Here is a 24,322-nt window from a genome sequence, read left to right on the forward strand (position 1 = left end):
TTCGTTAAGTTGACACGCAAGAACTACCGCGTAAGCTCGGCCTTCAGCCAGTGGCGGGTTTCTTCGCCAACTTCTTGGGCAACAATGTCTAAAAAAGCGTCCGTAGTGGCAGTTTTCTGCGCGGCCGTTGCCGACAGAATAGCGAAGAATTTCTCGTCGCCCACTCGGTTGTGCAAGAATGCTAGCACCACTGAGCCCTTATCGTAAATCACGCGACGGTACGTAGCATAATTGTACTTCGACTTATCGAACCCAATAACAGCCGGAGCTCCGGTCGCCGATTTGATCTTGGCATTCAGTAACTGCCGATAAGATGCAGTATCACCCACGGACCGCAGGTACAAAAAGCTTGAATACGTGGCAAAAGCTTCGTTGAGCCAGTCGTTGTAGTCACTGAAAGCACCGTAGCCCCACCATTTGTGACTGATTTCGTGCGCCAGAGTCGTTCGGTATTCCAGTTCCCGGACATCAAAGTCTGGATACGTGATGACCGTTGCGTTGTCGAGCATAGCAAAAGCGTCACGGTCGGTATTCGGAAGGAGGATGGAAAAACGCTTAATGGCATCTTGACGGCCAATAGACTGATTATAAAACCCAATAATCCGTTCTGACTCGCTCAGTAGTAAGGAGTCCATTTTGAGTAGTGGGCCACCTGCTTTATACACCACAACCGATGGTAGAGCCGAAGAAGAAGCCAGCCGATGAAACTGCTTAGCTACCAGAGCTGTGAGTTCAATAGCGCAGGTAGTGCCTTGAAAACGGTAGAATCCGGTATGCTGTTTGGTTGGCAAGGAAGTGCTGATAACAGAGTAAGCTTCTGGTGTCTGCACGTCAAGCGTGTAGTCAACTATTTCGTACTCTTTATAAGGCAAGAGAGGCATCCAATTGGTGTGCCCACTAAGTTCTAGTACTTGGTCGGTGGCAAACTTTGCCGTTAGGGTACCCTCGTAGGTTACGGTAACTTCCTTTGCCCGCCGATCTTGGGGAGCATAGCGAAGATTGATGCCTTGCATCGTATCCTGAAAAACAGGGTACAAATAGCGCTCGATGCGCTGTTTAGCCCTTGGGCTTTGTACCGAAAGAACTCTGTACTGCCTGTTTAGATTAAGCAAAACTTGTGGGGACGCTGCCTCAGCAGGCAGAATCAGCGTGTAGCGGCACCAGAACTGTTTGGTCTCCGGTTGTACCCGGAGTAGTACACGCACCTGGTTGCGAGCCTCACTGTGGAGTGCACACCACACAAGGACAAACAGCAGCAAAAATCGTCTCATATAGTAAAGTTGAATAACTAGCAAATGCCTAATGTGGCACTGCCACCCGTACGGAGTCTACCCCAAACCAGGTAGCCAGCCGTGTGTTCACCCCGAACCCGTACATGGTAGACAAGTCGTCGGGGGGCATGAAAGTGAGGCGGTTGGTGAGAGGTGGCAGTGGAGGAACTTCAAGGGGAACATGAGGCGTGCGGCTAGCTTGGCGCAGTGCCCTGAATCGGTATTGCCACTGACGCGCATACTCCGGGGCGTCGTATCGTAAATCGAGGTAGGCGCGGCCACTTGGTATTAGCAGTATGATAAACAACATGAGGCCAAGTAGCATCCGTACTGCCGGTGAGGCTACGGGTACCGGGGTGGATGGCATACTGGCCCAAGCAGCTACTATCCACCCAAGCAGCCACCACCACACCAAGGCATTGGTGGCGCGTGTAAGCAAAGGTACGCGGGCCCACATAAGAGCATAAGGAATAGTAGCCAGTACTACACCGCCTACCAGTACGGCAGCACCTAGTAGAAGGGGCAAGCGCAGGCCCGGCGGCCGAGCAGGCATGATGCGCACTGCCAGCGGTCCAAGGATTAGCGTCAGGGCAGGTATCACTAAAAAAGCTGGCTCTACGAATAAATAGCGTAGCAACACGACCAAGCGCGAAGCAGCTTCCCAAACGGAACTAGCTGGTACCAGGCCGCTATCCAACTGTTGGCGTCCGGTGTTGCCGGGAGCTAGCAATGATAGAGTGCCAAATATGAGTAGCAGTGCCCCTAAAATAGACCATACACGTAGGCTACGCCATTGCCGCCGGTAGGCACTGAGCCCCGCCGCTACCAACATTATCCAGCCCAATAGCACGAGTGTAAGTTCATTGGAACCGGCGGCGGCTGTTACACTCAAAACAGCCACAAGACCCCAGGCCACACGAATTGTCCGGTTTGAAGTGTGGTGCCACCGCATCACAGCCAGTGGTACCACAACTATCAGCCAAATGGAAATCTGATAGACAATAAAGTCAGTGAAGAAATAAAGAGATGAAAATTTATTGGGTGCCAGAGCTGTGTAAAGCAACGATATTCCTACAGCAAGCAGGGTCGATTCTCTTCGTCGTAGTTGTGAGCTTGTTAGGGTTCGAATAGCGAAATATAATACCCCAATCCGCAGCAATTGGCTAATGACGGCCGTTAGTTGTACGCCAGCTAGCCACCGGTAGCTTAGCGGGTTAGCAACAAATAGCAAGCAGTTGGTAAAGTAGCGGCCTGACCAATGCTGGAATAAATATGGCTGTGCCTTCCAAACTCCATAAGTTAGCGCAACTGTGGAAGTTGAAAAGTCATCTAAGCAAGGCTGAATGTATAGGCAAAGGATAAGAAAAGGTAGCCATGCCACCCCCATCCCAAATGCCAAAAGCTCTATTCGATAACGGACGATCCAACGAAGCAAACGCGAATACCACATAGCGGATACAGTACAGCATAAATAACACGCAGCCCGCTACATAGCGGGCTGCGTGTTCACTAAACAGGGTTGAAGGTCGGCAAGGTGCCGATACTTAGCGGAGCTTTGGGCTGTACTCTTTCACCGTTTCAATGAACACCTTCACATTATCGGGATTGGTGTCGGGATAAACGCCGTGGCCGAGATTGGCGATATGGCGGTGTGGGCCAAACTGGTCGAGCATGGCAATAGCGGCGGCGCGCACTTGCTCACGGGAGCCGTACAGGGCGCAGGGGTCGAGGTTGCCTTGTAGCGTTTTGTCGCCAACGAGTGGGCGCACGGCGCGAGCATCCTGGTTCCAGTCGAGGCCAATAGTGCGGCAGGGAAGTTGTGCAAAGTCTTCTACGGCCCAAAAGGCTCCTTTCGCAAATACGGTAACGGGTACTTCAGGAATAGCTCGGCAAATTTCAGCAATGTAGCGGGTGCTGAATTCCTGGTAGTGTGCGGGGGGCAGAATACCGGCCCAAGAGTCGAACACCTGCACGATGTTGGCGCCGGCTTCTACTTGCGCTTTCAGGTAGGCAATGGTGGTAGCCGTGATTTTGGCGAGCAATTCGTGTGCTAGAGCTGGCTCGGCGTACAGCATGCGGCGCGCTTTGCTGAAAGTTTTCGAGCCGTGGCCTTCCACCATGTACGCCAGAATAGTCCAGGGGGCGCCTGCAAAGCCGATGAGCGGCACCCGGCCATTGAGGGCGCGTTTAGTGACGCGAATCGCCTCTAATACGTAGCCAAGATGCTCTTCCGGGTCGGCAATGCGCATGCGGGCTACATCGTGCGCGTTTTTAATGGTTTCGGGAAAGAGCGGCCCCTTGGCTTCTACCATTTCATAGGTCAAGCCCATGGCTTCGGGCACAACCAGAATATCGGAGAAGATAATGGCGGCGTCTACGTCGAGTGCGTCAACGGGCTGGATGGTTACTTCGGCGGCCAAGGCAGGAGTTTCCACCAACTCTTTGAAACCGCTAAGCCGGCCGCGGAGGGCACGATATTCAGGCAAGATGCGGCCTGCTTGGCGCATCAGCCATACGGGAGTGCGTTCGGTTTCTTCGCCGCGGGCGGCACGGAGGAGAAGGTCGTTTTTGAGCATAAGAAGCGCAGTGGCAGAGAAATCGGCCGCAAGGTACCACACAATATGGCAGCAAAGAGCCCTTGAAGTGCTTATTGGTGAGTAGTTACAGCCGGGTTCTTCCAAAGGCAGCTAGAACCCCGGAGTCCTTCGATAAACTAAAAGACGGCTTAGAGCGCACTAAGTAGCGGCCACATAAATGAGAGGTAAGCTCATCATTTGGGCAAGTTGGCATCAGTTGCTACTAAAGTAAATAAGAAGCTTTTTATTCCTGAAATAGCGCCTTAATCGCCGTAGCCAGGAAATTCACCCCAATAGCTAACGTAATAAAACCCATGATGCGGGCCAATGCCGCCATACCGGGCCTTCCCAAAAATCGAGTCAACCTCAAAGACGACATCAGAATAACATAGGCGGCCAATGCTACCAACACAAAGCCTAACACAATCAGGCCTATATCGAGGTAGCTAAGCTTCTCGGTAAACAAGCCAATGCACACAGCCATCGAGCCCGGTCCCGAAAGCATCGGCATGGCCAGCGGCGTGAAAGATATGTCGTCTTTGTGCATACTTTCTTCCAGCGTGGCCTCAGATACTTTCGAGCGGTTACCGCCCGGGGTAAGCAAATCGAAGGCGGAGCGCATGAGCAGGATGCCGCCCGCAATGCGTAGGTGATGGATATTGATGCCGAAAAAGTTGAGCACGTATTGCCCCGCAAAAAACGATACCGCCAGCACCCCCACCATGTAGAGGCAGGCCCGCAAGCCGACGTTGGCCCGCTCGTTGGGCGTGTCTTCTTCAGTTAACGTTAGAAACACGGGCATAGCGCCGAAAGGATTGACGACCGAAAACAGCGTGGTGAACGTGGCGAGTAGTATTTCCATGAAGGAGCCGGTGCAAGGAAATACAAAGGTACACGACCAGGAAGAAGCAGCAATTCAGGAAAATGTTATGTTTGGTAGGTCAACCGTAAATCCGCGTCAGCGTACAGACGAGCATTCAACAGTCGACCTTCTATTTCTATGGCGTGGTACTTGCAAAGTGCTATTGCCGCCGCCTGCTCCTCGTTCTCACACACCTCTTATAGCCCACCCGTGCCCACACTCGACGCCCCTATCTGGATTCTGCTAGCGCATGGCCTTACGTTGCTGCTAGCCCTGCTGGCAGTGGTTGCTACTCTCTTGCCCCTGTTGCGTCAAACGGCATGGTGGATTCGCGTATTCGACTTTCCCCGCTTACAAATTGTGGGCGTGACGCTGCTAGTAGTGGCCGCAGCGTGGCTGCTCGGCTGGCACCAACTGCCGGGTTGGGCGGGGCTAGGGCTAATGACAGCACTCGGCGCGGTGGTGCTTTATCAAACGGTACGGATTTCGCCTTATACTCCCATCGTGAAAAAGCAGGTGGGCGATAGTACCCTGAAAGACGGGCAACGGCACATAAGCCTAGCCGTGATGAACGTGCTACAGTACAACAAGCACAGCGACATGGCATTACGTGTGCTTCAGCAAGTTGACCCCGACGTTATCATGGCAGTTGAGACCGACGAGTGGTGGCATGGCGAGTTGAAACCCTTGGAAAAAACACACCCGTATACCTGCCACGAACCCCTCGACAACACCTACGGGCTGCTGTTCTTTTCCCGGCTGCCTCTGGAAGGATGCCAAGTGAAATACCTGCTCGACGATGATGTGCCCTCGCTGCACACGCGCATCCAGTTGCCCGACGGCAAAACGTGGGTGCGCCTCTACGGCCTACATCCCAAGCCGCCAGCACCCGCCGAATCTAAAACCAGTACCAAGCGCGATGCGGAATTGCTACTGGTAGGCAAGGAAATAAACGAGCACGAAGAGCCCACCATTGTTTTTGGGGACATGAACGATGTAGCCTGGTCGCACACGTCTGAATTGTTTCGGCGGATTAGTGGGCTCATGGACCCAAGGGTAGGCAGAGGCCTGCTTCCCACATTTCACGCCGATTACTTGGCTCTGCGCTGGCCCCTCGACCACGTATTTGTGTCGCCGGACTTCAAGGTCGATGACATTCAGCGTTTGCCTTACGTCGGCTCCGACCATTTTCCCATCTACATCAAGCTTAGCTACGAGCCTCAAGATAAGAAGGTGCAAGAAGAAAATGCCGAGCAAGCCGACGCCGACGACTACCAAGAAGCCAACGAAAAAATCCGGGAAGGCTTCGAAGAAGAAGTAGAGGAAGAATTGGAAGAGGCAACCACTGCTGAAGAGGGGAAAAAGGTGACAAGCTAACCTTTCCCTTCACGCAATAAAAAAGGGCCGGAAGCTATATGCTTCCGGCCCTTTTCACTTAGGTAAGAGCAACTATTACTTGGTGCCTACTTCTTCGTAATCCACGTCGGTTACGTTGTCGTGAGGCTGACCTTGCTGGCCGTTGCCGTTTGGTTGACCACCACCGAAGGGGTTGCCACCGTCGGCGCCGGGCTGACCTTCGGCACCGCCTTGGGTAGCGGCATACATCTCTTGCGAGGCAGCCTGCCAAGCAGCGTTGATAGCCTCCATAGCGGTGTCAATCTGGCTGATGTCTTTGCTCTCGTGGGCCTTCTTGAGGTCGCCGAGGGCATTTTCAACAGCCGTCTTGTTACCAGCGCTCAGTTTGTCGCCGTACTCTTTCAACTGCTTCTCGGTCTGGAAAATCATCGAGTCAGCAGCGTTGATCTTGCTGATACGCTCGGTCTCTGCCTTGTCGGCTTCGGCGTTAGCAGCGGCTTCGTTGCGCATCCGCTCGATGTCGGCGTCGGTGAGGCCCGACGAAGCTTCGATGCGGATTTTCTGCTCTTTGCCGGTGCCTTTATCCTTGGCCGATACGTGCAGGATGCCGTTGGCGTCAATGTCAAAGGTTACTTCGATTTGTGGAACGCCGCGAGGTGCTGGTGGAATCGAGTCGAGGTGGAAGCGGCCGATGGTGCGGTTCTGCGAAGCCAGCGGACGCTCGCCTTGCAACACGTGGATTTCCACCGAAGGCTGGTTGTCGGAAGCCGTCGAGAACGTCTCGGACTTTTTGGTAGGAATAGTCGTGTTCGACTCGATGAGCTTGGTCATTACGCCGCCCATGGTCTCGATACCCAACGAAAGCGGGGTCACGTCGAGCAGAAGCACGTCCTTCACTTCGCCGGTCAGTACACCACCTTGGATAGCAGCACCAATGGCCACTACTTCGTCGGGGTTTACACCTTTCGAAGGCTTCTTACCGAAGAACTTCTCTACTTCTTCTTGGATGCGTGGAATGCGGGTCGAACCACCTACAAGGATAACCTCGTTGATATCCGACGTGCTCAAGCCAGCATCTTGCAGGGCTTTCTTCACCGGCTCCATCGAACGACGAACCAGGTTGTCAGCCAACTGCTCGAACTTGGCACGGCTCAGTTTCACTACCAAGTGCTTGGGACCCGAAGCGGTAGCCGTTACGTAGGGCAAGTTGATTTCCGTCTCCGTCGACGAAGACAACTCTACTTTGGCTTTCTCAGCAGCTTCTTTCAAACGCTGAAGAGCCATAGCATCCTTGCGGAGGTCGAGGCCTTCGTTTTCGTTGGCGAACGTCTCGGCCAAGAAGTTGATGATTACTTGGTCGAAGTCGTCACCACCGAGGTGAGTGTCACCGTTGGTAGACAGTACTTCGAACACACCGTCGCCGAGCTCCAGGATGGAAATATCAAAGGTACCACCGCCAAGGTCGTACACGGCAATCTTCTGGTCGGTGTGCTTCTTATCGAGGCCGTATGCCAAGGCAGCGGCAGTAGGCTCGTTGATGATGCGTTTTACGTCAAGACCCGCAATGGCGCCGGCTTCTTTGGTAGCTTGGCGCTGCGCGTCGTTGAAGTAAGCAGGTACCGTAATAACGGCTTCCGTTACAGTCTGACCGAGATAGTCTTCAGCGGTTTGCTTCATTTTCTGAAGCACCATAGCCGAAATCTCCTGCGGGGTGTACTGACGGTCGCCAATCTTCACGGCCACCGTGTTATTAGAACCGCGCTCTAGCGCGTAGGATACGTTTTTAGCCTCTTCAGTCACTTCGCCAAAGGCACGGCCCATGAAGCGTTTGATGGACTGAATGGTATTCGTAGGGTTGGTAATGGCTTGACGTTTTGCCGGGTCACCGACTTTCCGCTCGCCCTTACCGTTGTCTAGGAAAGCCACAATTGACGGAGTCGTCCGCCGGCCTTCGCTGTTCGGAATTACCACCGGCTCGTTGCCTTCCATTACGGCCACGCACGAGTTGGTGGTTCCGAGGTCAATACCGATTATTTTGCCCATTTGGATGGTTGTTATGTAGTAAGTTGAGGTGTCAGGTTGTAGCTGCGATTCATTCGCACGGGGGAATTACAAGGCTCGTACCAGCCCCGGCAAATGCCTTTATTTGTGACAGATTGTCATTTTTGAAGGTGCTCCGTGTGAACTGTCCGACGGACTGACTTCTACAATTCTTTAAGACGCAGGATATTCTGCCAGGCGGACAGGCTATAGAGCGACTAGTGCAAGCGCCGTATTATTGTTTCGCTAAAAACCCCGCCACCGTCTGCTCCCACAGTTGCTTGTTTTTGCGCCAATAGGGCTCGTGGCCGGAATCTGGAAAGTCCTGACGTTGCTTGGGGCCGCGCAGATTCGCGGAAATGGCATCAGTTTCTTGGCGCGTCACGCGCGGGTCAGCTTCGCCCCACATGAGCAGGGTAGGCGTGCTGATGTTGGTGGCGAAGTGCGTGGCATCTAAATCAAACGCCCAAAAGTTGTTTTGCACCCCACCCCAAAACACGAGCAGGTTGGCCAGCGGGAATGGCGGCACGTGCATGGATTGGAAACGGTTGGAGGCAGTTTCAAGCATGCTGCCGTAGGGACACTCCACGAGGTTGGCCGTTGGGCGCACTCCTAGTTCGCTTTCAGCCCGCAGAATAGCCTCGGCGCCCATGGAGTTGCCGTAAAGCATTACCGGACCTGGTCGGCGTTGCAGCCAGCGCGTCACGGCGGCCACGTCGGCGGCTTCATGGTGGCCAACAGTGCAGATGTTGCCCGTAGAGCCGCCGTTACCGGCAAAGTCGGTAAGCAGCACGGAGTAACCGAGGCGCCGGAAGTAGGCGGCTTCGGTCAGGAGCTTGCTTTTACAACTGGCGTAGCCATGAAACAGCGCCACCGTGCCTCGCGGGCGCGGCACCGGACCATACCACGCCTCCAGACGCCCATTGGCACTGTTGAGGTATAGCGTACGGTACGGGAAAGCCGGAACGGCCTGATTGCGGGGCTTAGGGTTTTTGATTCCCGTGAGCAAAATACCAACTTTCTGCAGCGGCGTTAGTTGCTCGGGGTTATCGGTGTGGGCGCCTGCTTCCGTGGTAAAATGCGTGAAGCGCCAAGCATGGAAAAACGCCACCGCGTTTACAAGCACAAACCCCAACGCCGCCAGCAACAACAGTTGCCGGAAGCGCCAGGGTTTGCGCGAAGAAACTTTATGCATTAGCCGCGTCCGTTACGGCCGCTGCCAGTTGGGCCTGGCTTACGTCCGGCGCCACCCCGGCTTTCTGGACCCGCACTGCCACGTCCGGCCGACTTAGGGCCAGGCTTGCTGCCGGTTTTGCCGGGCGTTGTTGGTTTGCCACCAACTGGTTTGCCAGTAGGTGTCGCCTTAAAAGTGCCGCCACTGCTATTGCGGCCCGAGCCCCGGGTGCCAGCCGAGCGAGTATCGCCGCCCGTGGCTTTTGCGTTGCTGGCTCCGCCAAAACCGCCGCGGCTGTAACCGCCCGCACTGTTCTTTCCTGGCTTGGCGCTAGCCGGACGAATGCCGCCGGGCCAGAAGGTCTCGGATTTGCCGGGAGTTTTGAAAGTGCCAGCTGCCGCCGTTTGAGCAGCCATGTCTTCTTTCAGCGTCTGTACTTCCGGGTCGGTTAGCTCGCGCCATTTGCCGGGAGCTAGGTTTTCCACGCGCAAGTCGGCGATGCCTACGCGCACGAGGCGCAGGGTGGGGAAGCCCACGGCGGCCGTCATCTTGCGCACTTGGCGGTTCATGCCCTGCGAAATTGTTATTTCAATCCAACTGGTGGGGATATTGGCCCGAAAGCGAACGGGCTTGCTGCGAGGCCATAGCTCCGTGTCGTTGGGTAGCAAACGGGCTTCGGCGGGGGAGGTGAAGCCGCTCTTGATGTCTACGCCGCGGCGCAGTGTTTCGAGAGCTTCTTCAGTGGGGATGCCTTCCACTTGCACCCAATAGGTCTTGGCTACCTTGAAACGAGGCTCGGAAAGACGGTGCTGAAGCTGCTTGTCGTCAGTGAGGAGCACGAGGCCCTCCGAGTCGAAATCCAGCCGCCCGACTGGATAAATATTAGGTATGGCCACGAAGTCCTTGAGCGTGGCGCGGCCTTGCTCATCGGTGAATTGCGTGAGGACTTCGTAGGGTTTGTTGACCAGAATGTAGCGCATGACACAAAGGTACGCGGCTTGCGGGCGTTTTGCTGTTTTCCGGTAATTTCCAGTTGGTGGCCGTTGCCATACCAGCCGTCATGCTGAGCGCAGCCGAAGCATCTCGCTATTGTGGTAAAACTAATAGCATTGCAACGTCAGCACGCGAGATGCTTCAGCTGCGCTCAGCATGACAGTACTTCTACAACTTTAGCATGTGAGTCGTGATGCTTCAATCCCGGCTGCGCTTGCGCATAGCAGGGCCCTTCGATCAACCTTATGCGCTTCTGCTTACTGTACTTGCCGCCACCACGGTGAGCTAGGCAAGGGCCCGCTGCCTACCACGACAGGTTCGCCGAGCCTAGGAGTGGTGACGGGCATCTGCAACCGCATGGCCGCGGCGGTGGCCCGCTCGATGGGGTCGGTCCAAGCGTGGTTAGCTTCGGTGAAAGCCGCCCAATGAACGGGTAGCATCACCTTTCCGCGTACGTCAACGGCGGCTTGCACGCTCTGCTCGGGCATCATATGGATTTGGGACCATTGCTGGTCATATTGGCCGCATTCTATTAAGGCCAGATCAAAGGGACCGTGGGCGGCACCAATAGCCTTAAAGTGCGGGCTATACCCCCCGTCGCCGCTATAGAAAACCCGCTTGGAATCCGATTTAAGCACCCACGAGCTCCATAGTGTGGAATTGCGGTTGGTGAGGCCGCGGCCCGAGAAGTGGCGGCTGGGCGTGCACACCACCGTGAGGCCGGGCAGCTTGGCTTCGTCGCCCCAATTCATTTCGGTGATGCGCTCCGGCGCTACGCCCCACTTGCGCAGGTGCGGACCAATGCCCAAGGGCACGTAGAAGTGAGCGACTTTGCTTTTGATGCGCCGGATGGTTTGGTAGTCGAGGTGGTCGTAGTGGTCGTGCGAAATAAGCACGGCGTCGATGGGCGGTAACTGCTCGGGCGTGATGGGCAGCGTGGCATTGTAGCGGGGAGGGGTTAGCCAGGCGCTGGGTCCAAGGTCAATGCTGAGCATGGGGTCAAACAAGATGTTTTTGCCGGCCAATTCCACCAAGCTAGCCGAGTGGCCAAACCACGTCACGCGCAACAAGTCCGGCGATTTGCGCACGATGCTGAGCGAATCTAGTTGCTGCATGGGCAGCGGGCCCAGTGGGCGTGCGTTGGGTTCTTTGTGGAACAGAAACTTCCACAGCACCTTCACCATGCTGCCCCCGTCAGCTCAACGGTCGGGACCAAGTTCACAAACTCGCCGTCCTGGTAGTGCCCCGACTTGGCGTATACCTGTTTGTCGGCCTTGGTGGGCTTGCCACCAAACTCGGGGCTGATGCTCATAAAAGCTACCGCAGCCACTAGTAAAACGCCAACCATGCTGCTCGTTGCCATGAAAAAGGTCTTTACTGGTTTCCTCATGAACCCTTGGCCACTTTGCCGTGGGCTAGTGCCACCATATCGCGCACTTCCAATATCGATTTGGGGTAGCCTTCCTGCGTTGCCTTTATCATCGCCACGCCCACTTCGCTCATGGTAGATACCAGGTTAGGGGTCAGTCTTCGCATAATCGGGTACAGCCAGCCTAAATATTTGTAGAGCTTCAGCACGTTGCGCTGGCCCGGCGTAGCCCGCATAAAACCCGGCCGGAACATATAGGCGTGCCGGAACGGAAGGCGCAGCAGCGCGTTTTCGGTGCGGCCTTTCACGCGGGCCCAATGCTGGGCGCTTTTCTCACGACTATCAGTACCCGCACCGGACACAAACACAAAGGTCATGTTCGGATTGAGGCGCACCAGCGTTTCGGCTACGTGCAGCGTGGCGTCGTAGGTGATACGCTCGTACTCCGGCTTGCTTAGGCCTACCGACGAGACCCCCGCGCAATAAAAGCAGGCGTTGTAGCCCACAAGCTGGTCTTCAATACCCGCTAGGTTCTGGAAATCGGCATGCAGTACTTCCTTTACTTTTGGGTGCACGATGCCATTGGCGCGGCGGCCGAGCACCAAAATCTGTTCTACCTCGGGGTTGCGGAGGCATTCGAGTAGCACGCCTTCGCCTACCATACCAGTAGCGCCCGTTATAATAACTCGTAGTTTCATAGAATGGCTGAGTGAGTCAGGAGTAAGGACGCACTACGGCCGTTTCTACTTTAATTGCTTCGCGGATATTTGTAGTTGGCTTGGTTAATAACTGAATCATTATTTGCTCCACAGTCATGCTGAGCTTGACGAAGCATCTCGTGCGAATCGTTGAGTTAGTTTGGCAGCCTCAGCACGCGAGATGCTTCGGCTTCGTTGCACTGCGCTCAGCATGACGTTCTGGTGGATCGTGATTATGTTGGTCAACCACATCTCGAAACCCGTCTTGTATGAGTAGAGCTAGCTTTTGAAGCTTTGATGACTATTCCCTCTTTCTAAAGGCACTACACGCCGCCTGAGTATTTGCGTGTTGCCCACTCTACGGTCACAAGGGCTAGAATCAGGAAGAACAACCACTTCAGGTTGATGAGGTCCTTTAGGTCTTCCTGAGAATAGATGACGGGCTTGTAATCGGCCTTCAGAATATCCTGGGTGAGCTGCGCGAATTGCTGCGGATAGTACAGCCGGGAGCCACTGCGGCGGGCGAGCTGATAGAGCAGATTGTGGTCGGCGCGGGCATCAAGGGCTTCTAGCTGTTGTTCCTGAATTAGTAGCTCGCCCCGGTCTTGTTGGGGTTGGCCGTTGAGGTTGGCGCGGGCGGCGTAGCGGTAGAAACCGCCGGGCAGCGTGCCAATATGCAGCGGCGCGCCATCTTCGGAGTTGGTGTAGCTGAAGGTGCGGGTTTTCTGCTGCTCATCGGTGAGCGTGAGCGTGATTTGCTGGCCGTACGTGCGCTCGAAAATAGCGTTGTAGGTTTCGGCGCCGAAGGTTACGTCATCTTGGGTGCTAAAGGCGTCCTGCGTGGGGTATACATCGAGGCGCTTTTTGTTGGCGTTCTGCGTGAGTAACTGTAGGGTGCGGACAATGAGTCGGTCGTAGGCATCGGGCCGGTCGTCGTGCTCCACAGCTTCTTGTAGGCGCCATTGCCAGCTGCCATCGGTAAGCAGGGTGGCTTGGCGCTGTGCTGCGGTACCCCAAAAACCAGCAGCGGCTTTTGCGTGCGGAGGCGCCCCACCTGCTGGAATAAAGCCGCTTCGGCCCCGCCACTCAGGCGGATGTCGCCGAACGGTACGGGTGCGGGCGGGTAAGACGTGAAACGGCGCAGCGCGTCTTCCTCGAAAGTAAACCGCGAAAAGCTCGGGTTGAGCACGGGCGTTACTTCGTCGGTTTGCGAGCCACGGGGCAATACGGTGAGGCCGGCGCCGGCGCTGTTGTAGGCATTGAAGTCGGACTGGGCTCCTAGAATATAGAGGGCCGGGATACGGCGGCTCCGGACTTGTGCTAGCACCTCAGCACCCTCGCCGCTGCGAGCGGGTAGCTGGTGCAGGATGGCCACATCGTAGTCCTGGCTTTTAAGCGGGCTAATGCCAGGCAGGTATGTCACGAGGTCGAAGTTGTCGTTCTGCTGAATAGCCGCCCGTAAAGCCTTTAAGTCGGGGTGGGGGGCGGCACCAGCCAGCAGCACCCGCAGCTTGCCTTTCACAATTTCGATGTAAGCGAACTTACTGTTGTTGAGCGTCGTGAATTCGCCGGGTTGGGTTGAGACCACCACTTCGTAGCGGCGCTTGCCGGGCGCGGGCGCTACAAGTGTGAATGTGGTTTTGGTGCGCCGCTGGCCGGCCGGGAGGCGGACGCGCTGCGTTTGCAGCACCCGGCCGTTCTCTCGCAGTTGCACCACGGCCGTGCCGCCCGCAAACCCGTCGTACGTCACTTCGGCTTCAATCGTAAACTTGTTGCCGCTGAAGGCCACCCGGTTGTAGTTCAGCGCCGGTAGGTTCAGGTCTTTCTTGGGCAGCGTGTCGCCTACGGCTACAGAGTAAATCGGGAAGTTGAACTCCGAGTAAGCAGGGGAGCGGCCTTGGTTGACAATACCATCAGATACGAGCACCACGCCCGCCAAATTGCGCCCTTCAAACGTTTCGCGGACGCCGGTTAGTAGCTCATCCAGATTGGTAGCTGCGGCATTGAAGCGCACCGAATCGGGGGTTACGGGGCGGGCAGTAGCGGCGCCGAGCGTGCGGGTTTCCACATTGAAACCCCGGCCCCGCAGCGTCTCGGTGAGCTGCTGCAACCCCGTTTTGGCTTGTCCGAGCACAGCCGACGGCGTAAATAAGCCCACTGACTGCGAGTTGTCGACGGCCAGTACCAGCGTGGGTTTCTCGGTGGTGTTGGTAGTAGTTTTGAGGAAAGGCGAGAGCAGCAGAAAGCACAACAAGCTCACGACCACAAAACGCAGAGCGGCCAGCCCGAGGTTGAGTGCCTTGCTCCAAGGAGCCTTAGCCGAGTATAATAAAGCCGCATAGCCCGCGCCCGCAGCCAGGCACAGCAGAATAAACCAGGGAGAAGCAGCGACGGAAATCAAAGACAGGAATAGCGAGTGAGAATACCAAGAACCCCAAAATAGGCCATAGAGTTGCGTGCAGCAATCGGGGCAGGAGCTAAGGTAGGAAGTTGCAAGGGAGAAGAAGGCAGAAAAATCAATAGCTTAGCCACTATATTACTTAGGTAAGAGGCCGATCCTGCAACTATTCTCTGTTAGCATGCAACACTGTTTAACTGCCGCGTTAGTAGCGTTTATATTAGGAACTGCAACCCTTATATCGAATTCAACTTACGCACAAGCTGCCCCGATTTGCTGGCTCCTGCTCGGCAGCACATGCTTCGCCAGGAGTATGCCGCAGCTAGCAGCACGTATCAGCGGGTACTCAAGCAGCAAGCCGGCACAGCCCGCGACTACTACCAAGCTGCCCGTGCCGCCGCCCAAAACCAAGAAAGCAAGATTGCGCTAGAACTACTAAGCCAAGCCGTAGACAAAGGTTATTATACTGCAGAAAGCTTGCGAGCTGAAGTTGATTTCGTGCCTTTGCGCACGCAACCTACTTGGAACCGCCTGCTAGCTCGTGCTCAGGCCAAGCAGAAACAGCACGAAGCCGGTTTCAATCAGCCACTAGTGGCACTATTAAAAAAGATATACCAGCAGGACCAGCAGTTTCGGATAGCGGCCAGGGAGGCCGATAAGAAGTTTGGACTCGATTCGCCGCAAATGCGGGCCGCTATGCAGCAACAAGGAGTTGTAGATAGGCGCCTTATCCGGCAGATTGACAGTCTGATTGCCCGGCACGGGTATCCGGGCAAGTCGTTTGTGGGAGAGTATGAGAAGGATGTAGCATTCTTCGTGATTCAGCACAACCCGAACGATAACTACTTGCCCCTGCTCACAGCCGCTGCCGACAAAGGCGAGTTTTCGAAGTCGGCCTTCGCTCTGTTTGACGACCGGACTAGAACGGAGCGCGGTGAAAAGCAGCTGTATGGCTCACAAACACATTGTTCAGCAGCTGGCAAGTGCCAATTGTACCCTATCGAGGACGAAGCTAACGTTGATGTGCGCCGAGCGAAACTTGGGATGATACCGCTTGAGGAATACCTTCAGCAATTCGGCATTACATACCAAGTATCCACCGCTACACACAACCCTAACCCGCCAGAAATCTACGTCGACCCAAGACAAGGAATAGAACAGAAACAAGCCGCGGAAGAGAAATCGGACGTGGAGTTGATTGGCGGCTATAAAGCACTGTATGCCAGTTTGCGTTATCCTGCTGCCGCGCAAAAAAAGCAGGTTCGCGGCAGCGTAACCTTGCAGATGGTTATCGACAAAACAGGCATTCCGCAGGATGTGGCAGTGGTGAAAAGCCTCGGCTACAACTGCGACGAAGAAGCGTTGCGCGTGATGCGTACTGCCCGCTATACCAACTCTGCCGGGCAAGACCACGAAATTCGAGTCAATCTGCCGTTCCCGTACGAGCCGAAAGCGGCAAATTCAGAGAAGTAAGTTTACTGCACCTCTACCAACTCTTTGCTCTCGAACATGCGCACTGGCGAAATCACCTTTTCCGTTAGCGGAATGTGGTTGCCGTAGCGCTCCTTAAGCTTGGCTTGCACGGCGGGGTGGCTAAGGTCGAACTCGCGAAGGGTTTGCAGTTGACCGATTTCGCGGCCGGTGGCTTGTTGGTACATCTTCCAAAGCAGCTCCGAGCAATAGATTCGGTCGTCGGACCAGCCGAAATACAAGTCGTAGTTTTTGCCACGGTATTGCTCGCCGGCGGCCCGTAGGCGTTGCAGGGCGGCAGGAGTAAGAACGGTTTCGGCATCGCGCAGGCGCTTTACTACAAACTGGCCGCGTTGGCCCGCGCCGTCCAGGCTTGGAGGGAAGTTTCGCTTACCGGCTGTACTGCTTCGAATACGCGCCACGCGCCGTTGCGCTTAAACAAGATGCCGCAGTGGCTATAGGGCGAATGAGTGGCGAGTTGGATGGCTTGGCTTTGGGCAGAAGTTGAGGTCTGAAAAATTAGGTCTCCGTCGTGAAGCTTAGAGGAGAGATGCGCTACAGCAGCTTCGGCGCGGCGGGCCTGCTGGAAACGGGTGAGGCGGCGTTGCAGACGCGGGTAGGCTAGTGCTGCTAAAGCCAGCAGCGGCAATAGGAACAGCAGAAACTTAAGCTTCATAGTTAGGCGTCAGCCCAAACAAGTAAGGCTGCTGGCTAAAGATAGAGCGTTTGCTACAGGCGTACCAAACGCTCCATCCAACCTACTGCAAAGCCAATTCAAGCTGAACCTTCTTCCGCCGCCGAGCAACCAGGGCCACGCAAAACAAGATACCGCCTGCAACCAGCGCCGCGCCCACCCATTCGGGCGAGGTATAGCCCAAGCCAGCCGCAATAGGCAAGCCCCCTAAGTAAGCGCCTAGCGCGTTGCCGGTATTAAAACCCGATTGACTAAGCGAGGAAGCCAGCATCTCGGAGCCTTTGGCCGACCGGATCATCAGCATTTGAATGGGGGCTGCCGTCGAGAAAGCCAAGGCACCCGTCAGCATCGTTATCAGAATAGTGGGAATCTGATAGTGCGCCGCAAAGGGAATGAGCAGCAGGGAAGTAGCCATGGCCAGCAGTAGCCATGTGGTAGCCCGGAGGGGCGACATACGGTCGGTGAGCCAACCGCCTAGTATGTTGCCGAGGGCCATGCCCATGCCCGCCAACACCATAAGGAAGGTAACGGCGTTGTTGCTGAACCCCGATACTTCCGTAAACAGCGGTACGATGTAACTGAACCACGCAAAAAAGCCCCCGTTGCCGAGAATGGTGATGCCAATAATCATCCAGGGTTCCAAGTGCGTGAAGGCTTGAAACTCTTGCCGCAAGTTGCTTTGCTTGGCCGACAGATTAGGCAACCAGCGCCACACGCTCAGCACCGTCAGCAGGGCCACGACCACAATCAGCACGAAGGGAATCCGCCAACTGTAGGTATGGCCCAAATAAGTGCCAATCGGCACCCCGATGATGTTGGCAATGGTGAGGCCCGCAAACATGATGGATATAGCCTGCGCCTCCTTGCCCGGCTCGGCTAAACGACCCGCTACTACCGCGCCCACTCCAAAGAAAGCGCCGTGCGGTAAGCCGGAAATAAACCGGGTCAGAAGCATGATTTCGTAGTTGGGAGCCAACAACGACAGCGCATTACCGATGGCAAACATGCCCATGAGCAGCGCCAGAATCTTTTTGGGCGGGAGCTTGCCTGTGAGGGCCACCAACAACGGCGCACCCACTACGACCCCAAGCGCATACGCCGAGATGAAGTGCCCCGCCTCGGGAATGGTGATGCGCATGGCGCTTGCTATATCGGGCAGAATGCCCATCATGACGAATTCCGTCATGCCAATGCCGAACCCGCCCAATGTGAGGGGAATCAGTGCGAGTTTTGATTTCATGAAAAGCTTGGCTGCGCTTCGAGTTGCGCGACGGATAGGAGGTGAGCACCGGGTCTTTTCGACCGAAGCCTGACAACCCCACAGAATTTGTTCTTGTTCAAAAAAGGTAGCTTTCCGATGAAAGCTGCTGCAAAGGTACCCCGGCCCGACGTAGAAATATGTCTTTTCGGTGAGTATCCAATGGAAGTCGGCTATACCGCTAAATGTGTATCCGTCTTAAGCTGGACAGCGTATAGAACATTTGCCGGTTGTTTTTATATTCAATCACTGAAAAGTGCGCTGTAGTACCCCCTGACAGAACTTGGCCGCGGGAGGGTCGTTGAAGTTGGCATCCGATTTATTTGTCTAGGCTCTCCACCCACCTTTGTTGCCTGTAGGACATGCCCCTAATCGTTGATGAATGTTGTTTGTTGAGTGGTCCCTTCCTATGGCACGCGCGCCGCGGCTAAAGGTGAGGCTGCTCGTGCCCGCAGCGCGTGGGACGATCAAGCTCTGGTACGCGCCATGAGTGAGGGCGACGCGCGGGCCTTTGCCGAAGTGTACGAGCGATATTGGTATCAGTTGCTGGAAACGGCGTACCGCAAGCTCAATTCGCGGGAAGCTGCCGAAGAAGTGGTGCAAGACGTGTTTACGGCGCTCTGGCACAAGCGCCAAACCAATTCCATTCAGCACCTTAAAAGCTACCTGTTCACGGCCGTCCGTTACCGCATCATCGATAGTATCAAGTTGCGCCTCTCGGAAACCGGCTACCTGCACTACAGCCGCACCCACCTCCCGGAGCCCGACCATAGCACCGAAGATACCATAGCCGCCCACGACTTAACGGGGGCTTTGGAAGCAAGCTTGACGCAACTGCCAGAACACACGCGGCAAGTGTTTCTGATGAGCCGGTTTGAGCACCAAACCGTGCCCGAAATAGCCGGCAACCTCCACCTCTCCCGCAAAACCGTGGAGTACCACCTCACTCGCGCCCTGAAGCTGCTGCGCGTCAGTCTGCGCGATTTTATTGCCGTTCTGCTGATATACGTCTGGTAGTGCCTACAATTCCAGCAGCTCAAACGGCGCGCATTGCCATACTGCATGACTGTACTTCATGCCGCCAGATCGGTGTAAGCACGCAATATTTCGGGTCTAGTCTTTGAACCGCTAGAACTACAACATTCTAGATAACCTCAGCACCGACAGACGCAAAGTGTCGCGTCTCGACAGCGTCTGCTAGTAAATCGACCACAGTCCAAAGTTTTTCGAAGCTCAACTGCTATCCGGTAGTTGGGCTTTTTTGCGAAATATTTTCACCGCAGGCTAGGGATAACGCACAGTTGGCCGACTATAGGGAGGAAGGCCCATTCTGTCATTTCAATAACCTATACGCTACTATATGGATCAGACAGATTTACGGGATATACTAGAACGATACCAGCAGGGAACATGCACTGCGGAAGAAAAGCGCTTGGTGGAAAACTGGTATCAGGCACTAGGCAACGAGCGAGAGTTACAGTTGACGCCGGAAGAACAGGAAACCGTCCGGCTGAACCTCTGGAATCGGATTGCGGAACAAACTATAGCTACCGAAGAAGATAACCCCGAAGACCGGTCGTGGCTGGGGCGCCCGCTGCGCGATGGGCCGCGGCAGCCCTACTGGCACTAGGCTTTGGGCTGGGAGCCCGACAATTCTGGACGGCTGCCAAACCGCAAGTAGTTGGCCCCACAACGGCGGCTGTGCAGTGGGTGGTGTATCCCAACACCAGTCAGCAGGTGGTTGGTATCACGTTGCCCGACAGCAGCCGGGTGCAGCTTTCACCGGGTAGCCGGTTGAAGTACCCGCGCACGTTTGGGACCAAGCAGCGGCCGGTGTATTTGGTGGGCAAAGCCTTTTTCAAGGTGCAGCGGGATACCACGCGTCCATTTCAAGTGTACACCGCCCAAATGCTAACCACCGTGCTCGGAACTAGCTTCACGGTGCAAGCCTACCAAGGGCAAAAAAAGGCAGTAGTGGAAGTGAAAACCGGAAGGGTCCGCGTGAGTCCGCGTGTGGTAGCGAATGCATCTGCCAGCATCGCCCTGCCGGCCGCCATTGTGGTACTGCCCAACCAACAGGCGGTATACTCGCCTGAGCGCCAGCAACTACAGCGCGAATTGGTGGCTCAACCGGTACAGTTGAAGTCGCAATCGTTTGTGTTCGACGACCGGCCAGTGCCCGAAGTGCTGACGGCGCTCGAACAAGCTTACGGCGTGCACATCGTGTTCGACAGCAAGTCGTTGGCTAATTGCACCGTAACGTTGGCGCTGCGTAATAAGTCGCTGTACGGTAAGCTCGATGTGCTCTGCAAAACGTTAGGCGCCTCCTATGAAGAAGTGAATGCACAAATCCTGTTTCACGGGCCCGGCTGCCAAGGTAGCTAGCTCGTTTGCCACACCATTCCTCGGACTTGCCTATGATGTAGATAGCCGCCCTGCCTGCCAACTTCTGCTAGTGCCGCCATTTCGGGTGGTGAGCGTTGCAGACCGCGAAAATTCTTGTCTCGGCATGAGACCCCACTCAATTCCCACTTTCGCATGATTCCCTTATTACCCCATTCCCCTTCCGGCCGCTTCCTACGGCGCGTGGTGTTCGCCCAAACGCTCGGCATCACGTTGCTGAGTACCGTTAGTTTGGCTTCGCCGCACCCTTCCAAAGCGCAGGATTTCTTGGAGCAGCCTATTACGCTGCAAACCCGCAACCAGCCCATGTACGCGGTTCTGAACAAGATTGAAAGCCAATCGGATGTGCGGTTTCAGTACAGCAAGCAGCTGATTGGCGCAAGTCGGCGCGTGTCGATAACGGCTACCGACGAGCCACTGGCCGAGGTGCTGCACAAGCTGCTCGACCCGCTACACATCAAGTACGAGGCCGTAGAAGACGACATCATTCTCAAACCGCTGACTACCGCCGACATCAACGTGACCGGCCGGGTGCTCGACGAAACCGGCTCGGGCTTGCCCGGTGTGAACGTGGTAGTGAAAGGCACTTCCAACGGCACCCAAACCGGCCCCGACGGCACTTTCACCCTCACCGCCCCCGACAATGCCACCCTGGTGTTTTCGTTTGTGGGCTACACCGCGCAAGAAGTGGCCGTGGGCGGCCGTACCACCGTCGATGTGACTATGGCGCCCGACACCAAGGCGCTCAGTGAGGTAGTGGTGGTAGGCTACGGCACGCAAAGCCGGCGCGACGTAACCGGGGCCGTTGCTCGCGTGGAAGGCGACGAAATTGTGAATCAGCCGGTGCAAACGCCCACACAGGCCTTGCAGGGCAAGATTGCCGGCGTGCAAATCACCACCAGCGGCGCGCCTAATTCTCAGCCCACGGTGCGCATCCGGGGTACGGGTACTTTGCTGGCCGGCGCCAATCCGCTTTATGTAGTGGACGGGGTGCAAACCACCGACATCCGCAACCTAAGCAACGCCGACATCGAAACCATCGACGTGCTGAAAGATGCTTCGGCGGCCGCTATTTACGGGGTGCGCGGGGCCAATGGCGTTATCATCATCACCACCAAGAAAGGCAAGCTCGGCAAGCCGATCCTGAGCTACAGCGCCACCGGCGGCTTCAAGCAAGCCGCCCGCCTCGTGGACATGGCCGACGCCAACCAGTACGTGAACTACCTGCGCGACACGTCGCCGACCACGACCATTCCCGACTTCTCGGGCTCTACCGATTGGTACGACGAGATTTTGCGCCGCAGCACCTACCAGAACCACAACCTGGCCGTATCCGGAGCTAGTGAGAACGTGCGGTATTACTTCTCGGGCAACTTGTTGCAGGACGATGGCATCGTCATCAACAACAAGTTTAAGCGCCTCACCGTCCGTTCCAACACGGCATTTGACTTGTCTGATAAAGTCACAATTAGTTCGCAGGCCTCGTTTAGCCACGCTGATGCGCGCGATGTGAACATCGCCACGGCTTACGGCAATGCCTACCGGGCGGCGCCCATCATCCCCTCGAAAGTGGGCAACTTGTACGGCAATACCTCGGCGTTCGGCAACGTGGGCAACCCGGTGCTCGATATCGAGCAGAACAACAACAAGCTGATCGAGAACCGCTTGCAAGGCAACGTGGGCATTGATGTGAAACCCGTAACGTGGTTGACGTTTCGTTCGGCCATCAACGTGGACTTGAACGCGCTGAACCGCCGCGTGTACGACTACCAGTACCTCAACGACCAGAACACCTTCCTGACCACCGGCGGCAACCAGCGCAATCAGCGCAGCAACCTCACCATCACGAAAGAGGACCGGTACCGCTACTTGTGGGAAAACACGGCTACATTCCAAAAGACGTTCAACGACCAGCACAACCTGACGGTGTTGGTTGGGCAGGTGGTGGAAGAAGGCCAGTTCACGCCTTTCTCGGCATCGCGCCGGGATGTGCCCGCCGACCCCAACCAGTGGTACCTCAACGCCGGGGACCCGAACACGGCCGTCAACGGCTTCGTCGATCCGCTCGACCCCGATCCGTTTTTGCCAGCTAAGGACCGTCGCATCTCGTTTTTGGGACGCGTCAACTATGCGTTCAAGGATCGGTACCTGTTTACGACCAACCTGCGCCGCGACGCAACGTCGAAGTTTAACCAGGACCGGCGTAATGGCTTTTTCCCTTCAGTCGGTTTAGGGTGGGTGGTTTCCGACGAGGCTTTTCTGCAAGACAACAGCGTGCTGAACTTCCTGAAGCTGCGCGCCAGCTTCGGCCAGCTCGGCAACGACCAGATTCCGGCTAACTCGTACGTTGTGACGGCCAATTCCAACATTCCGTACGTCATCAACGGGCAGCCGGTGCTTGGCGCGACCATCACGCAGCTCAAGGACCGGGATGTGCGGTGGGAGACCACAACGGAGTACGATTTGGCCGTGGAATTTGGCTTGCTCGACAACCGCCTGACCGGTGAGTTGACGTACTACGACAAGACCACTTCCGACGCGCTTATTCCGGTGACCATTCCGGGTATTCTCGGGGACCCCGACAACCAGTACATCACCAATGCTGCCGACATCACCAACAAGGGCATTGAGGCGGGTTTGAACTGGCGTTCCAGCATTGGCGGCAGTGCCGACTGGAGCTACAACTTCGGGGCGAATGCCACCTTCAACAAAAACCGCATTGCCAACCTCAATGGCGGGCAGGCGCTGTTTGGCGGCACCAACCTCGTGACCCGCTCCGACAACGGCGTGGCGGCCGGTAGCTTCTATTTGCTCGAAGCCATTGGCGTGTATCAAACGGCCGACGAAATTGCTAATTCGCCTCGCTCTACCTTCGGTACGCCGCAGGTCGGCGACTTGAAGTACGCCGACACCGACGGCAACAACGTGATTGACTTGCTGGACCGCCGCTACTTCGGCTCGTACCAGCCGCCGGTCTACTACGGCATCAATGGTGGGCTCAACTACCGCAACGTGGACTTCTCGTTTGTGCTGTCGGGCAACCTCAACAACAAGGTCTACAACGCCAAGAAGCAGCTGCGCACCACCGGCACCGACAACGTGGAAGCCGACTTCGCCAACGACCGGTGGACGGCCACCAACCCCTCCAACACCAACCCACGGTCCATTCCGAGCAGCCTGCCCAACTCCACGTACTTCCTGGAATCCGGCGACTTTATGCGGCTAACCAACTTGGTAGTGGGCTACACGGTGCCCGGCACGGCGCTAGAGCGGTTCCGGTTGAGTTCGTTGCGGGTGTTTGCCTCGGCCCAAAACCTGTTCACCATCACCAACTACAGCGGCTTCACGCCGGAGCTGGCGGGTGGTCCGCTCGATTCGGGTATCGAAGCCACTTCCTATCCCATTAGCCGCGTGATTACGCTCGGGCTGAATGTCAACTTCAAATAAGCTACGCCGATGTCTTTCCAACTTCCCACTTCTTTCTCGCGCCGTACCGGCACGGCGGCTTTAGCACTCACTTTGGCGCTGGTTAGCAGCTGCAACGACTACCTCGATGTGGCGCCGCAGGGGCAACTCAGTGAAGATGCCATTCGGACCGACCCCGCCGCCGCTCAAAAGCTGGTAGACGGCGTGTACAACGTGCTGTATCTCGGCGGTTTCGGCCCCGATGTGCACAGCTTCCAGTTCATCATCCTGACCGATATTGCCTCCGACGACACCGACAAAGGCAGTACCCCCAACGACTTTGCCGACGCCGCTG

Annotated in this window: 20 protein-coding genes; 6 read left to right on the forward strand and 14 right to left on the reverse strand. The window is 55.9% G+C overall.

Annotated elements, in window-relative coordinates; translation table 11 throughout:
• Positions 1–23: 23 nt before the first annotated feature.
• From MUN86_RS05845 to MUN86_RS05860, 4 genes are all read right to left on the reverse strand, one after another.
• Positions 24–1,271, reverse strand: coding sequence for a M1 family aminopeptidase (locus MUN86_RS05845; protein WP_245122879.1), 1,248 nt, complete (start codon positions 1,269–1,271; stop codon positions 24–26).
• A gap of 28 nt (positions 1,272–1,299) precedes the next feature.
• Positions 1,300–2,187 carry a DUF6056 family protein gene (locus MUN86_RS05850; RefSeq protein WP_245122883.1) on the reverse strand — a complete coding sequence of 296 codons (888 nt, stop codon included), beginning with the start codon at positions 2,185–2,187 and terminating at the stop codon, positions 1,300–1,302.
• A gap of 628 nt (positions 2,188–2,815) precedes the next feature.
• On the reverse strand, positions 2,816–3,847 hold the full coding sequence (gene hemE / locus MUN86_RS05855; RefSeq protein WP_245122887.1) for a uroporphyrinogen decarboxylase: 1,032 nt from the start codon (positions 3,845–3,847) through the stop codon (positions 2,816–2,818).
• Between the two features lie 244 nt (positions 3,848–4,091).
• On the reverse strand, positions 4,092–4,709 hold the full coding sequence (locus MUN86_RS05860) for a MarC family protein (protein WP_245122888.1): 618 nt from the start codon (positions 4,707–4,709) through the stop codon (positions 4,092–4,094).
• Between the two features lie 138 nt (positions 4,710–4,847).
• Between MUN86_RS05860 and MUN86_RS05865 the strand changes: the two genes are divergently transcribed.
• Complete coding sequence (locus MUN86_RS05865; RefSeq protein WP_245122890.1) at positions 4,848–6,086, forward strand: endonuclease/exonuclease/phosphatase family protein; 1,239 nt, start codon at positions 4,848–4,850, stop codon at positions 6,084–6,086.
• A 75-nt stretch (positions 6,087–6,161) separates the two neighbouring features.
• Here the strand turns inward: MUN86_RS05865 and dnaK are convergent, their stop codons facing one another.
• From dnaK to MUN86_RS05900, 7 genes are all read right to left on the reverse strand, one after another.
• Positions 6,162–8,108 carry a molecular chaperone DnaK gene (gene dnaK / locus MUN86_RS05870; RefSeq protein WP_245122892.1) on the reverse strand — a complete coding sequence of 649 codons (1,947 nt, stop codon included), beginning with the start codon at positions 8,106–8,108 and terminating at the stop codon, positions 6,162–6,164.
• 232 nt (positions 8,109–8,340) lie between these two features.
• On the reverse strand, positions 8,341–9,300 hold the full coding sequence (locus tag MUN86_RS05875; protein WP_245122894.1) for an alpha/beta hydrolase: 960 nt from the start codon (positions 9,298–9,300) through the stop codon (positions 8,341–8,343).
• Positions 9,300–10,259: a pseudouridine synthase gene (locus tag MUN86_RS05880; protein WP_245122896.1), complete on the reverse strand. Its 960-nt coding sequence runs from the start codon at positions 10,257–10,259 to the stop codon at positions 9,300–9,302. Before MUN86_RS05880 ends, MUN86_RS05875 begins: the two co-directional genes overlap by 1 nt.
• A gap of 270 nt (positions 10,260–10,529) precedes the next feature.
• On the reverse strand, positions 10,530–11,456 hold the full coding sequence (locus MUN86_RS05885; protein WP_245122900.1) for an MBL fold metallo-hydrolase: 927 nt from the start codon (positions 11,454–11,456) through the stop codon (positions 10,530–10,532).
• Positions 11,450–11,635 carry a hypothetical protein gene (locus MUN86_RS05890; protein WP_245122903.1) on the reverse strand — a complete coding sequence of 62 codons (186 nt, stop codon included), beginning with the start codon at positions 11,633–11,635 and terminating at the stop codon, positions 11,450–11,452. The genes MUN86_RS05885 and MUN86_RS05890 overlap by 7 nt, the downstream gene beginning before the upstream one ends.
• A gap of 23 nt (positions 11,636–11,658) precedes the next feature.
• Positions 11,659–12,339 (reverse strand): NAD-dependent epimerase/dehydratase family protein, encoded by a 681-nt coding sequence (locus tag MUN86_RS05895; protein ID WP_245122906.1) that lies wholly within the window; start codon positions 12,337–12,339, stop codon positions 11,659–11,661.
• Between the two features lie 808 nt (positions 12,340–13,147).
• On the reverse strand, positions 13,148–14,740 hold the full coding sequence (locus tag MUN86_RS05900) for a vWA domain-containing protein (protein WP_245122909.1): 1,593 nt from the start codon (positions 14,738–14,740) through the stop codon (positions 13,148–13,150).
• 270 nt (positions 14,741–15,010) lie between these two features.
• Between MUN86_RS05900 and MUN86_RS05905 the strand changes: the two genes are divergently transcribed.
• Positions 15,011–16,210 (forward strand): energy transducer TonB, encoded by a 1,200-nt coding sequence (locus tag MUN86_RS05905; protein ID WP_245122911.1) that lies wholly within the window; start codon positions 15,011–15,013, stop codon positions 16,208–16,210.
• A 2-nt stretch (positions 16,211–16,212) separates the two neighbouring features.
• Here MUN86_RS05905 and MUN86_RS05910 read toward each other — a convergent pair whose 3' ends face one another.
• The 3 genes from MUN86_RS05910 to MUN86_RS05920 all read right to left on the reverse strand — a co-directional run bounded on the left by MUN86_RS05910 (position 16,213) and on the right by MUN86_RS05920 (position 18,141).
• A complete protein-coding gene (locus MUN86_RS05910) occupies positions 16,213–16,629 on the reverse strand; it encodes a YiiX/YebB-like N1pC/P60 family cysteine hydrolase (RefSeq protein WP_245122913.1) in 417 nt (138 codons plus the stop codon).
• Positions 16,545–16,883, reverse strand: a complete 339-nt coding sequence (locus tag MUN86_RS05915; RefSeq protein ID WP_245122916.1) for a YiiX/YebB-like N1pC/P60 family cysteine hydrolase — start codon at positions 16,881–16,883, stop codon at positions 16,545–16,547. The genes MUN86_RS05910 and MUN86_RS05915 overlap by 85 nt, the downstream gene beginning before the upstream one ends.
• 82 nt (positions 16,884–16,965) lie before the next feature.
• The gene (locus MUN86_RS05920) at positions 16,966–18,141 is read right to left on the reverse strand and encodes an MFS transporter (protein ID WP_245122918.1); all 1,176 of its coding nucleotides are present in this window, start codon (positions 18,139–18,141) and stop codon (positions 16,966–16,968) included.
• Between the two features lie 414 nt (positions 18,142–18,555).
• Between MUN86_RS05920 and MUN86_RS05925 the strand changes: the two genes are divergently transcribed.
• The 4 genes from MUN86_RS05925 (at position 18,556) to MUN86_RS05940 (ending at position 24,009) form a co-directional block, all read left to right on the forward strand.
• Positions 18,556–19,176, forward strand: a complete 621-nt coding sequence (locus MUN86_RS05925; protein WP_245122920.1) for an RNA polymerase sigma factor — start codon at positions 18,556–18,558, stop codon at positions 19,174–19,176.
• 343 nt (positions 19,177–19,519) lie between these two features.
• Positions 19,520–19,789 (forward strand): hypothetical protein, encoded by a 270-nt coding sequence (locus MUN86_RS05930; RefSeq protein WP_245122923.1) that lies wholly within the window; start codon positions 19,520–19,522, stop codon positions 19,787–19,789.
• Positions 19,738–20,544 (forward strand): FecR family protein, encoded by an 807-nt coding sequence (locus MUN86_RS05935; protein WP_245122925.1) that lies wholly within the window; start codon positions 19,738–19,740, stop codon positions 20,542–20,544. Before MUN86_RS05930 ends, MUN86_RS05935 begins: the two co-directional genes overlap by 52 nt.
• Before the next feature lie 153 nt (positions 20,545–20,697).
• The gene (locus MUN86_RS05940; RefSeq protein ID WP_245122928.1) at positions 20,698–24,009 is read left to right on the forward strand and encodes a SusC/RagA family TonB-linked outer membrane protein; all 3,312 of its coding nucleotides are present in this window, start codon (positions 20,698–20,700) and stop codon (positions 24,007–24,009) included.
• Positions 24,010–24,322: the final 313 nt, after the last annotated feature.

This window comes from Hymenobacter volaticus (assembly GCF_022921055.1).
GTDB lineage: Bacteria > Bacteroidota > Bacteroidia > Cytophagales > Hymenobacteraceae > Hymenobacter > Hymenobacter volaticus.